This window comes from Vitreoscilla massiliensis (genome assembly GCF_001457815.1).
Classification (GTDB): domain Bacteria; phylum Pseudomonadota; class Gammaproteobacteria; order Burkholderiales; family Neisseriaceae; genus Vitreoscilla; species Vitreoscilla massiliensis.
Window position 1 is genome coordinate 1,235,239 of the sequence record NZ_LN898221.1, and the last position, 11,999, is coordinate 1,247,237.

14 protein-coding genes are annotated in these 11,999 nt (G+C 50.3%); 7 read left to right on the top strand and 7 right to left on the bottom strand.

Annotated features, from left to right (window positions below; all coding sequences use genetic code 11):
* Positions 1-76 precede the first annotated feature (76 nt).
* A complete protein-coding gene (locus BN3003_RS17330; protein WP_058357868.1) occupies positions 77-1,516 on the bottom strand; it encodes a leucyl aminopeptidase in 1,440 nt (479 codons plus the stop codon).
* A 105-nt stretch (positions 1,517-1,621) separates the two neighbouring features.
* Between BN3003_RS17330 and lptF the strand changes: the two genes are divergently transcribed.
* Positions 1,622-2,728 (top strand): LPS export ABC transporter permease LptF, encoded by a 1,107-nt coding sequence (gene lptF / locus BN3003_RS17335; RefSeq protein WP_058357869.1) that lies wholly within the window; start codon positions 1,622-1,624, stop codon positions 2,726-2,728.
* A complete protein-coding gene (gene lptG, locus BN3003_RS17340; RefSeq protein ID WP_058357870.1) occupies positions 2,725-3,795 on the top strand; it encodes an LPS export ABC transporter permease LptG in 1,071 nt (356 codons plus the stop codon). The genes lptF and lptG overlap by 4 nt, the downstream gene beginning before the upstream one ends.
* A gap of 160 nt (positions 3,796-3,955) precedes the next feature.
* Here lptG and BN3003_RS17345 read toward each other — a convergent pair whose 3' ends face one another.
* From BN3003_RS17345 to dapE, 3 genes are all read right to left on the bottom strand, one after another.
* Complete coding sequence (locus BN3003_RS17345; RefSeq protein ID WP_058357871.1) at positions 3,956-4,381, bottom strand: hypothetical protein; 426 nt, start codon at positions 4,379-4,381, stop codon at positions 3,956-3,958.
* Positions 4,382-4,509: 128 nt separating this feature from the next.
* Complete coding sequence (gene argF / locus BN3003_RS17350; RefSeq protein WP_058357872.1) at positions 4,510-5,508, bottom strand: ornithine carbamoyltransferase; 999 nt, start codon at positions 5,506-5,508, stop codon at positions 4,510-4,512.
* 9 nt (positions 5,509-5,517) lie between these two features.
* Positions 5,518-6,654: a succinyl-diaminopimelate desuccinylase gene (gene dapE, locus BN3003_RS17355; RefSeq protein WP_058357873.1), complete on the bottom strand. Its 1,137-nt coding sequence runs from the start codon at positions 6,652-6,654 to the stop codon at positions 5,518-5,520.
* 266 nt (positions 6,655-6,920) lie between these two features.
* Between dapE and BN3003_RS17360 the strand changes: the two genes are divergently transcribed.
* The gene (locus BN3003_RS17360; RefSeq protein ID WP_058357874.1) at positions 6,921-7,886 is read left to right on the top strand and encodes an MFS transporter; all 966 of its coding nucleotides are present in this window, start codon (positions 6,921-6,923) and stop codon (positions 7,884-7,886) included.
* On the top strand, positions 7,883-8,095 hold the full coding sequence (locus tag BN3003_RS17365) for a hypothetical protein (protein ID WP_058357875.1): 213 nt from the start codon (positions 7,883-7,885) through the stop codon (positions 8,093-8,095). Before BN3003_RS17360 ends, BN3003_RS17365 begins: the two co-directional genes overlap by 4 nt.
* A gap of 1 nt (position 8,096) precedes the next feature.
* On the opposite strand, the gene BN3003_RS17370 is transcribed toward BN3003_RS17365, so the two are convergent.
* The 3 genes from BN3003_RS17370 to BN3003_RS17380 all read right to left on the bottom strand — a co-directional run bounded on the left by BN3003_RS17370 (position 8,097) and on the right by BN3003_RS17380 (position 9,846).
* Positions 8,097-8,411, bottom strand: coding sequence for a hypothetical protein (locus BN3003_RS17370; RefSeq protein ID WP_058357876.1), 315 nt, complete (start codon positions 8,409-8,411; stop codon positions 8,097-8,099).
* Positions 8,412-8,566: 155 nt separating this feature from the next.
* Positions 8,567-9,055 (bottom strand): dihydrofolate reductase, encoded by a 489-nt coding sequence (locus tag BN3003_RS17375; RefSeq protein WP_058357877.1) that lies wholly within the window; start codon positions 9,053-9,055, stop codon positions 8,567-8,569.
* A complete protein-coding gene (locus tag BN3003_RS17380) occupies positions 9,052-9,846 on the bottom strand; it encodes a thymidylate synthase (protein WP_058357878.1) in 795 nt (264 codons plus the stop codon). The genes BN3003_RS17375 and BN3003_RS17380 overlap by 4 nt, the downstream gene beginning before the upstream one ends.
* A gap of 229 nt (positions 9,847-10,075) precedes the next feature.
* Here BN3003_RS17380 and BN3003_RS17385 point away from each other — a divergent pair, with 229 nt between their 5' ends.
* The 3 genes from BN3003_RS17385 to BN3003_RS17395 all read left to right on the top strand — a co-directional run bounded on the left by BN3003_RS17385 (position 10,076) and on the right by BN3003_RS17395 (position 11,909).
* On the top strand, positions 10,076-10,687 hold the full coding sequence (locus BN3003_RS17385) for a hypothetical protein (protein ID WP_058357879.1): 612 nt from the start codon (positions 10,076-10,078) through the stop codon (positions 10,685-10,687).
* 152 nt (positions 10,688-10,839) lie between these two features.
* Positions 10,840-11,382 carry an RNA pyrophosphohydrolase gene (locus BN3003_RS17390; protein ID WP_058358102.1) on the top strand — a complete coding sequence of 181 codons (543 nt, stop codon included), beginning with the start codon at positions 10,840-10,842 and terminating at the stop codon, positions 11,380-11,382.
* 44 nt (positions 11,383-11,426) lie between these two features.
* Positions 11,427-11,909 carry a hypothetical protein gene (locus tag BN3003_RS17395; RefSeq protein WP_058357880.1) on the top strand — a complete coding sequence of 161 codons (483 nt, stop codon included), beginning with the start codon at positions 11,427-11,429 and terminating at the stop codon, positions 11,907-11,909.
* The last annotated feature ends 90 nt before the right edge of the window (positions 11,910-11,999 follow it).

Genomic DNA, 11,999 nt, shown 5'->3' on the forward strand with positions numbered 1-11,999 from the left:
AAAAAAGACCCAGTGTCTTGAAACATTAGGTCTTTTTGCCATTGTTTGATGCAAATCAGTATTGCGTCATTTGAAATTATTTTGTCGCTTGTGCCAACAAATAATTCACCAACAAAGGTACAGGCCGGCCTGTAGCGCCTTTGCTCGCACCACTGGTCCAAGCCGTGCCGGCCACATCCAAATGTGCCCAAGCATAGTTTTCAGTGAAATAAGACAAGAACGCTGCGGCGGTAATCGTGCCGGCTGGGCGACCGCCAATATTGGCCAAATCGGCAAAATTGCTTTTGAGCAAATCGCGGTAGTCGTCAAACAAGGGCAATTGCCACACACGGTCGTTGACATCGTTGCCTACGGCCACCAAGTTATCGACCAAGTCTTGGTTATTGCCCATCACACCGCTGACTTCATGGCCCAAGGCGATGATGCAAGCCCCGGTCAAGGTCGCCACATCGACCACTGCTTGTGGCTTGAATTGCTCAGCAAATGCCAAGGCATCGCACAAAATCAAACGGCCTTCGGCATCGGTATTCAAAATCTCGATGCTGATGCCATTCATGGCTTTGACGATGTCGCCCGGTTTGGTCGCCGCACCTGAAGGCATGTTTTCACACGTTGGTACGATGGCTTTCAAATTAATCGGCAACTTCATCTCAGCCGCGGCGCAGAAAGACGCAATCACCGAAGCCGCACCAAACATGTCGTATTTCATCTCGTCCATGCCAGCGCCAGGTTTCAATGAAATGCCGCCAGTATCAAAGGTAATGCCTTTGCCGACCAACACATACGGTTGTTCACCCGCATTAGCTGCGCCGTTGTAAGTCAATTCAATCAAGTATGGCGCTTCGATGCTGCCTTTGGCCACCGCCCAGAATGAGCCCATGCCCAAGGCTTGGATGGCCGCAGCATCGTGCAACACGGCAGTGGCGCCAGCGGCTTCAGCGTGCGCTTTTGCTTGTTCGGCCAAGTAAGTAGGTGTGCAAATATTCGGTGCTTGGTTGCCCAAGTCTTTGGCAAAGGCCACCGCTTTGGCCAAGATGCTGGCTTTATTCAATGCGGCCTGTAAATCGCTGCTGCCAACCAATTGTACTTCAGTCAAGCTCACGGCTTTGGCATCGCGTTTGTGTTCGTCAAAACGGTAAGTCGCTTGTGCAAATGCCAACACCAACACATCGACCAAAACTGTCGCCAAAGCCGCATCAATACCGCGCACGTCCACGGCCACGCTGGTGGCTTTTTGTTCCACCACATACTGCGCCACTTTCAAGGCGTGCTTTTCCAATTTGGCACGGCTGGCATCGGCCGTTACTTGCAATACCGCTACTGCGTTCAAAACGCCTGCATTCACATCCAAACCACAGGCGCTGTCTGCTGCAGCGTCCGCATCCAAACCATTTTGCAATGCGCCCAACAGCTTAGCAGCCACCGCCGCTGTTTGATTTTCGCCTTTTACGCTGACCCAAACATAGGCAGCATTCTGTTCAAGCTGATTTTTTTCGCTAATTATGCTAAATTTCATGTCATTTATCTCCAGATTGTGGCGAATTGAATGCCCAAAACGTCAAACACACTGATTGTACCTGACGCGGCCTCCTGAAACCATGCCAGCTAGGCAAAAGCTTATATGATTTATCAACGCAAATTTATCAAAGAACTGTCCTTCACTGCCGTCGGTATTTTCGTGGTGTTGTTGGCGATTTTGCTGTGTACGCAAGTCGTTAACTTACTCGGCCGCGCCGCTGACGGTCGGGTCGCCATCGATGCCGTTGGCACCTTAATCGGTTTTTGGATGCTGGGCTTAACGCCTTTATTACTGATTTTAACCGCCTTCATCAGCCTGCTGACCGTGCTCACGCGCTATTGGCGTGACAGCGAAATGGCGGTCTGGCGCGCCGGTGGCCTGTCTTTAAGCCGTTGGCTGCGACCGGTGGCATGGTTTGTGGTGCCGTTTAGTTTATTGATTGCAGTATTGACCTTGGCAGTATTGCCGTGGGCCGAAAGCCGCAGCCAAGAATACGCGCAAATTTTGAAACAACAGCAAGCCTTGTCCATGGTCGAACAAGGCGTGTTTCGCGCTGTTGGCCGCGACCGTGTTTACTTTATTGAGCGCTTTGACAGCGAGCAAGGCATTGCCAAAAACCTGTTCATCCGCGAGCAAATGCCGGCCGGTAAAAGCGCCATCATCACCGCTCAATCCGGCAATTTCAAATTGGATGACCCGAAAGAGCGCACCTTGACCTTATTGAATGGCCGCCGCTATGTCGGCACCCCTGGTCAAGCCGATTATGAAGTAGTGAGTTTTGACAAGCTGGACTTGTTGGTACAAACCAATATCGACCCAGTGAAACCGAGCGAAGCGCGCCAAGCCATCCCCACCAGCAAATTGTGGAACAGCGACCAGCCACGCCACCAAGCTGAGTTGATGTGGCGTTTGTCCTTGCCTTTGTCTTTATTGTTATTGGGCTTGTTGTCCGTGCCTTTGTCGTATTTCAATCCCCGCGCTGGCCATAGCTACAATTTGGTGTTGGCAGTGGTGCTGTTCTTGATTTACCAAAATGGTCTGACCTTGCTGCGCCGTGCAGTTGAAGACGGCTTGCCATTTTGGCTGGGCTTTTTGCCGATGCATGTGTTGATGTTGTTATTGGGTTGGCTGTTGTTGCGTTACCGCAATCAACCCAGCGGTGCCTTTTGGCCGACATTGAAAGCCGCCTTGAAAGGAAACCGCTCATGAGTTTATTAACCCGCTACCTGCTCAAACGCTTGGGCGCGATGACGGTGTTCAGCCTGATTGCCTTGCTGGCGCTGTATGTGTTTTTCGATGTGTTGCAAGAAAGCGCCGACTTGGGCAAAAACGGCTATGGCGTGGGCAGCATGCTCGCTTATGTCGCCCTGCTCATTCCCGCGCACGTGTATGAATTGCTGCCGCTGGCGGTGCTGATTGGTGGCCTGATTGCCTTGTCTGGCTTGGCCAATAACAGCGAATTGACGGTGATGAAAGCCAGTGGTGTGTCGACCAAACGCTTTGTCAAAACCTTGCTGAGCTTTGGCTTAGTGTTTGCGATTTTGACCGCGGTGTTGGGCGAATGGGTGGCGCCGAAATCGCAGCAATACGCCGAACGTTTGAAAAACCATGTGCAAAAAAACGATGGCCCCGTCGGTCAATCGGGCGTGTGGATTAAGAATGAAGGCCGTTACATCAATTTTGGCGAATTGTTGCCAGACTTGAGCGTGCGCAACCTCACTATCTACAGCCACAATGCCAATTATGAGTTGTCCCAAGCCTTGCACGCTGATTCCGCCCACAATATCGGCGGCAACCAATGGCAGCTCAAACAAGTGGCCATCACCGATTTGAGCGCCAACGCCACCAAAACCCGCACCGAAGCGCAAACCACGCTGACCTTGGAAGTGGACGATGCGGTCTTGCGTGCCTTGCAAGTGGAGCCTGAGCAAATGTCATTGCTGGCCTTGGGCGACTACATCAAACATTTAAAAACCAATAGCCAACAATCTGAGCGCTATGAAATTGCCTGGTGGCGCAAACTCACTTACCCCATCGCCGCCTTGGCGATGGCCTTGATTGCGCTGGCGTTCACACCGCAAGCCACGCGCCGCACCAACACCACCATCAAATTGTTCATCGGTATTTTTGTTGGCGTCGGCTTTCACTTTGCCAACCGCTTCTTCGCCTTCAGCGCGCAGTTATACAATATCGCTCCAGCAATCGCGGCGATTCTGCCGACGCTGTTGTTCTTAATCGGCGCGATTTATTGGATACGCCGACAAGAAAGAAGATAAGTGCGCAGATAACAAGATTCATGTGTTTGCATGACCAAAGCGGCCTGTAATTGTTTACAGGCCGCTTATTTATTCTTAAAGCCACAATCAAACCTCTTATTCTATTTTTGCATCATTTTGTCATCACACTGCTGCGCCACAAAAGCACCATACTGTTTGTTTACGCAGCGTAATCCTGATTCACTGCTTTAACCGACAACGGCGCAGCACAACGATTGCATCGGTGTATGAAAGGTGACACCCCTTTGGAATAAGAAACCGACTGTGCATCCACACCCAGCGTTTGACCATTGAGTTTTTGAAACTGTTGGCAATATGGGCAAATGCCCAATACCAAGGTTGAAATGATGCTATAAACAATCCACACCGCAGCAATGCCAAACAACCAGCCCCAAACCACATTTGGCAGGGGTAAATGCAAGTATTTATGACAAAAAGCTGCAATTCCAAACAAAAAAACATACGGATAAAGCGCTTTGGATAGCAATAAACGCTGTTGAAATTTTTTGGCTGTGGCCAATGCTTCAGCTTTATCAATTTGGGCAGGGTCAAATTGAGCCGTAAACCCTGTTTTATTATTATCCACTTATCACCCCTTATCGTCAGTATTCACATTCCCATGTTTCAAACTAAGCATACTGCATGCCCTACACTCTGGCCACAAAAAAGCGGCCTGTAAACATTTACAGGCCGCTTTTTCAACATCAGCAAGGCTTATTGTGCCAAGGTCGCTACCATCACGGCTTTAATCGTGTGCATGCGGTTTTCGGCTTGGTCGAAGACGATGGAGGCGGCGCTTTCAAACACCTCGTCCGTCACTTCCAAACCGACAATGCCAAACGTTTCTTCTACCCAACGACCAACTTTGGTGTCGGTGTCGTGGAAGGCAGGCAAGCAATGCATGAATTTCACTTGGTCATTGCCGCTGGCGGCCATGATGGCGCTGTTAACTTGGTAGTCTTTCAATAAGGCGATGCGCTCAGCCCATGCCGATTCTGGTTCACCCATAGACACCCACACGTCGGTATGAATGAAATCCACGCCTTTCACAGCGGCCTGTAAGTCTTCGGTAATCAACACGCGTGCACCGCTTTTGGCTGCCAAGGCTTGGCAATGGTCTAGGACTTCGGCGCTCGGTTGCAAGGCTTTGGGCGCGGCAATGCGCACGTCCATACCCATCAAACAACCCAATTCCAACAAGGAATTGCCGGTATTGCAGCGGGCATCGCCAGTGTAAGCAAAAGCGATTTGGTTCAAAGGCTTGTCTGAGTGTTCACGCATGGTGAGCAAATCGGCCAACATTTGCGTGGGATGCCATTCGTCGGTCAAACCGTTGTACACCGGCACACCGGCGTATGCGGCCAATTCTTCGACGATGTCTTGACCGTAGCCGCGGTATTCAATCGCATCATACATGCGACCCAACACGCGCGCGGTGTCTTTGATGCTTTCTTTGTGGCCAATTTGGCTGCCTGAAGGGCCCAAATAGGTGGTGCTCGCACCTTGGTCGGCCGCGCCCACTTCAAATGCGCAGCGGGTACGGGTCGAGGTTTTTTCAAAAATCAAAGCGACGTTTTTGCCGCGCAACAACGGCTCTTCGGTGCCGTTTTTCTTAGCGGCTTTCAATTCGGCGGCCAAAGTCACCAAGTGCGCCACTTGTTCTTGGCTCAAGTCGGCCAATTTCAAAAAGTGTTTGCCATATAAGGATTGCATGTTGTTCTCTTATGCTGTTGCCAATTGTTGCAAAATGCGTTGGTAAATGTGCGATAAAGGCTCAATATCCGCCACATTCACGTGTTCGTCAATTTGGTGAATGCTGGCATTAATCGGACCCAATTCGATTAATTCGCGCGCGATGGCTTTGATGAAACGGCCATCGGAGGTGCCACCGGTGGTAGACAACTCGGCCTGTACGCCGGTTTCGGCCGCAATCGCCGCTTGCGCCACTTCGGTCAAACGACCTGCGCCGGTCAAGAATGGCTGACCTGATAGCGACCACTGCAAATCATAGTTCACGCCGTGCTCATCCAAAATCGCGTGCACACGTTGTTTGAGTTCGTCAGCCGTCACTTCGGTGCTGAAGCGGAAATTGAATTTCACATTCAAACTGCCAGCGATGACATTGGTCGCACCAGTGCCGGCATGGATGTTAGACACTTGAAAACTGGTGGCTGGAAAATACTCATTGCCCTCATCCCACACTTCTTGCGTTAACGCCAGCAAGGCTGGTGCAAACGTGTGCACGGGATTGATGGCCAAATGTGGGTAAGCGATGTGGCCTTGTTTGCCGATGACGGTAAGATTACCGGAGAGCGAACCACGGCGACCATTTTTGATGGTGTCGCCCAATTGTGCCGTGCTGGTGGGTTCACCGACAATGCAGTAATCAATCAGCTCGCCGCGCTCTTTTAATAAATCCACCACTTTGGTGGTGCCATCGTGGGCATCGCCCTCTTCGTCTGAGGTAATCAGCAAGGCGATGCTGGCTGGATAATCTGGTTGCTCAGTCAATAAGCGCTCACACGCGGTCACAAATGCAGCAATCGAGGTCTTCATGTCGGCAGCACCGCGGCCATACAATTTGCCATCGCGCTCTACCGGCACGAATGGATCGGATTGCCATTGTTCTAACGGGCCAGTCGGCACCACATCGGTGTGGCCAGCAAAACAGGTCAACGGTGCGGCGGTGCCACGGCGCAACCAAATATTATCGGTATCCCCAAAACGCAAACGCTCAGCCACAAAGCCGAGCGCAGTCAGTCTGTCGATTAAGATTTGTTGGCAACCTTCATCAAGCGGCGTTACCGATGCTCTGGCCATCAATTGCTTGGTCAATGCCAAGGTGGGATTCGTTGTCATACGCGGTCTATTCTTCAAAAGCAAAAAAGACTGTTTTTACAGTCTGGTTGTCTGTCAGGGTTGTCAGACTTAGCTTACCTGATATCCGCCGATTGTAAAAGTCTATTAAACCCGTTTCTACCGCACTGCAAAATACACTTGGCTCTATCTTCAATAAAGACACAGTTTTGCATCAGATAAAAACCCAAACAGAATAATGATACAGGCCGCTTAAAAAGCTGTGCGATAATAAATGCTTGCCATTCTACTCACCTCACACGGCGACCATGATGCAGTCTTTCTTTCAAAACACTTACTCGCGTTTGTTCCTGATTTTGCTGACCATGGGCAGCTTTTCCTTGGGCATGACCGAGTATTCGATGATAGGCTTCAGCGATGAAATGAGTGCTGATTTGCAATTATCATCGCAGCAAACCAGCCAAGTGATGAGCGCGTATGCACTGGGTGTGTTAATCGGTGCGCCCTTGTTGGCCATCTTGGGCTCCAAACTCAATCGCCACACCTTATTGGCGTATTTGCTGTTTTGGTGTGCCAGCGCCAATTTCTTGACCTCGTTTGCCGAGTCTTACGAGCAATTGCGCTTGCTGCGGGTATTCAATGGTTTTCCGCATGGCATTTATTTCAGCACCGCCGCCTTGTTGATTTATGAAGTCTTTCCCAAACACAAACGCGCCAGTTACATCGGGGTGATGTTTTCCGGCATAGGCATGGCCTTAATCATGGCCGTGCCGTTCAATACTTGGGTGGGAGAGGTGCAAGGTTGGCGCTATATGTACCGCTTCATGGCCTTGGTTGATTTGTTGATTTTGGTATTGCTGCACAATTTAAGCCCTGCCTTGCCTTTGCAACACCAGCGTTCGCTGCGCATGGGTTTGCTCTCCTTTAAAAATCCGGTGGTGTGGTGGATTTTGCTCATTGGCGCTTGTGTCATCAGTGGCAAAGTCAGCGTATTAACGTATGCCGAACACATTGCCTTAGACCTTGCCCATTTGCATGAAAGCCAGTTCCCACTGATTATTTTGTGCGTGGGCTTGGGCATGGCCAGCGGCAGTTTGGTGGGCGGAAAACTCGCAAGCATCCATCTGCACCGTACCTTGTTGGCGGCCATTTGTTGGGTCATTGCGGTGATGGTCATGGTACAGCTCTGTGGGCCACACATGCGCCCAGCGTGTATGTGGCTTTTTACCTGTTGGGAACAATTACGGTATTTATCCCAGCCTTACAAGTATTGATCATAGACCAGACGCAACCTTACGCCACCTTGCCCTCGGCCGCTTATCACTCCGCGCTCAATTGCGGCAATGCCGCTGGGCCTTTGCTCAGCAGCGTGTTGATTGGCGCTGGCTATGGTTATTTGTCCAGTACGTGGGTGGGGTTTGCATTGGCGGTGACGGCTTTGGTGATTTATGTGCTGGGCAAAACGTATTGGCGCCGCATGTGAATCACAAGACAGGTGTTTCTGCGGCTTCGAGACTTTCCGCCTGACTCAAGGCGGAACTGGCAATGCACAAACTCATGATGCAGGTAATCAACAAGGACACGAAAGGCACACCATCCAGCCATTCGATGTCCACCATCAAATACGCGCACATCAACAAAAAGCTGAACACGCAGACGATGTAATTCAAGCCAGCAATCACTTGAAACACGATGTGCACCCCGCGGCGTTTGGCGGAGGCATGCAAAAAGCGACGGCTGCTGTACCAGCCAGTGCCCACGCTCAGCAAGAATGCCGACATCCACACAGAGAACAACATTTTGCGCCTCGTTTTATGGCAAAAACAATGTAAACATTATAGCCATTTCTGTTAAAAAATACAGGCTTAAATGCAAATAGTCAAAATCATTGAGGAATGAAAACGGCCTGTGTTTACAGGCCGCTTGTGTGTTTCAATATGATATACAAATAATATTATTGGCGTTGATAATGCACAAACGCATAACCTATGCCTTTGGCACTGACATGGCTGCTGCGCTCGACTTCTTGCCACAGTGTTGATTCAAGCGCAGGGAAAAATGCATCGCCGTCCACATGCAAATCCACCTCGGTAATGCGCAAGTCGGTGGCCAATGGCATGGCCTCGGCATAGATTTGTGCCCCACCCATGATGATGATTTCAGGGGCTTGGTCACAAGCACGGATGGCGGCCTGTAAATCATGCACCACTTCTGCACCAAGGGACTCATAATCCCCTTGTCGGGTGATCACGATATTGCGGCGATTGGGCAACGGTTTCTTGGGCAAAGATTCCCATGTTTTGCGCCCCATTACCACCGGCTTGCCGCTGGTATAGGCTTTGAAAAATGCAAAATCTTCAGGGATGTGCCACGGCATGTCATTGTTGACGCCTATGCAGCCATTGCGAGCGGTGGCCACCACCAAGGTAATGTGTTGGCTCATACCGCTACCGCCGCTTTGATGTGCGGATCTGGGTCATAGCCGACCAATTCAAAGTCTTCAAAAGTAAAGCCAAACAAATCTTTCACCTCAGGATTGATGTGCATGTGTGGCAAGGCTTTGGGGGTACGTGTGAGTTGCAAACGTGCTTGTTCAAAGTGGTTGCTGTACAAATGCGCATCGCCCAAGGTATGGATGAATTCACCGGTCTGTAAGCCACACACTTGCGCCACCATCATGGTGAGCAAGGCATAGCTGGCTATGTTAAACGGCACGCCCAAGAAGATATCGGCGCTGCGTTGGTATAACTGGCAGCTCAATTTGCCATCGGCCACATAAAATTGGAACATCGCATGGCACGGCGGCAAAGCCATGTCGTCGACCAAAGCGGGATTCCATGCCGACACTATCATGCGGCGTGAATTGGGATTGCGTTTGATTTGTTCCACTACTGCCGCAATTTGGTCGATGTGCCGGCCATCGGGTGCCGGCCAAGAGCGCCATTGGTAGCCATAGACTGGGCCCAAATCACCGTTTTCATCCGCCCATTCATCCCAAATCGACACGCCGTGTTCTTTCAAATACTTGATGTTGGTGTCGCCTTGCAAAAACCACAGCAACTCGTGAATGATGGAGCGCAAATGCAGTTTTTTGGTGGTCAATACCGGAAAGCCCTCACTCAAATCAAAGCGCATTTGGTAGCCAAAAACCGAACGCGTGCCCGTACCGGTGCGGTCGCCTTTGTCATTGCCATGTTCCAACACATGGCGCATTAAATCGTGGTATTGCTGCATTTTAGAAAACCCAATATCTGAATGCCGTCATTGTACCCGATTCACTGTGAACACTAAATCGTCAGCTGTTTGCCACACCACCTGCTGCATGCGGCCTGTAAATTCGCACACAGCGCTTAAATCTTCATAATTCAATCATTTACATAAAATAAATACTCAAAATCAGGGTTGGTACAAGGTTTGCTTTCTATACTTTTGATAGCAAATTAACACAGTGTCTGGAACCATTATGCTCAACCCCAAAACCCCACGCATGCACCAACCGCTGCGTCTGCGCTTGTCCTTACAAGCGCGTTTACAATTTGCCCAATTGCTGTTGTGGCAGGTTTTGGCGTTTATGGCCTTGTTAGCGGTGTTTTTATTGCACCACTGTGATGTGCAAACGCTATTGTTGCAAACGCGTGATTTCACACGCATCAACACCTGGCAGCAATTGTGGCTACACGCCTCACCTGTGGATGTGTTTTGGCATGTGGGCGTATCGGTATTGCTCGTCCTGCTGGGCAAACACATCAGCATCAATTTCCACCGCGCCATTTTACCCACGCATTTGGTGATAGAGGGCAATCAATTATTCTGGCAAACCGCTGGTAACGGCAACCACATGGACATCGTGCCTTTGCAACATGTGGACACGGTGTTATTGCACGGCCATGCTTTGGACGATTTGTTACAGGCCGCAGCCAGTGACATCAGCGTGCATTTGAAACGCCGTTTTCACCCCACTGTCATCATCCGCCAAGAAGATTTCGAGCAAGCCGATGCCTTATTGCAATTGCTGCCTCGTCTGATGATCACCACCCATCCGAAAACCAAATTCCAGTTTTCTCGCCTGCCTTAACTGGCATCTGCGCTGTTTAAAGCCACATGCCAGTAGGCATATCCATGTGGTGAAACAGCGCGGATATGCAACAGTTTTTCAACATGGGCATATGGTCGCCCCGTGGCATTTATGCGACAATAATCACCATTCATTCTTATTGGGCGAACAGCATGTTAGACAGAGAAGGTTATCGCCCCAATGTTGGCATCATCATCGTCAACAACCGCAATCAAGTGTTTTGGGGCAAACGTGTCCGCGAATTCAACTGGCAATTCCCCCAAGGTGGTATCAAACCCGGCGAAAGCCCTGAAGCGGCCATGTACCGTGAATTGATGGAAGAAGTGGGTTTGTCGCCCCAACATGTCAAAATCCTCGGCCGTACCCGCGATTGGTTGCGCTACGATGTGCCCTCTACTTGGGTCAGACGCGAATGGCGCGGCTCTTACCGCGGCCAAAAACAAATCTGGTATTTGCTGCGTTTGACTGGACGCGAGTGTGATGTGTATTTGCGCGCCAACAGCAAACCCGAATTTGATGCATGGCGTTGGCATGATTACTGGGCACCAGTAGATGAAGTGATAGACTTTAAGCGCGATGTGTATTTGGGCGCTTTGCAAGAACTGGCTCGCTTTTTAAGACCCCTTGAAACTTGGGATGCCTTTTTGGAGCGCAAACAAGCCCTACCCGCCGCTGCCAGCAATCACCACGAATAACAGCAATGATGGTTCGCCATCATTGCTTTTTTAACGGGAGTACCATGAACACCAGCATTTTCATTGCAGCCGTATTATTTTCTCTGTTGTATCTGGTATTTTTATTGGGCTTGATGGCTTGGATGGCCAATAAAGCCGCCAAAACCAGCGCCCCTGCCATCAGCCACATTCCGGCCCAAGACAATATCCTTGCTGCGGTACAAGCGTTCGCCCAGAAAAATGGCTATAAAGAGCGGCCTGAATTGAGCAGTGAAGGGGAAAAAGTCTGGCGCAAAGGCATGGGTTTACTCACCAGTTTGACCCAAGTGCATGTTAGTTTACAGGCCGATGGCAGCGCCGAATTGGAAGCCCAAGAAGGCGCCAATTTCTTGGTGAAGATCTTGTTTTTCCCGATTACCGCTGGCACTTTTTTGGGTTTGCCTGTCAGACAGCGCAAAGTCAAAAAGCTCAATGTCTTGTTAAGCCAGTTGCAAGCCCCCTTATTGGAATTTCCCAAAGGCAAGCGCATTAAAGTGAAAAAGTCTTGATGCCACGCTGCTCGCCGTAATGCACTTAAACGCTTGAATTCAGCGCAACTGCCCTGATGTGTAGCACGTTGACACACGACCACCCGATAC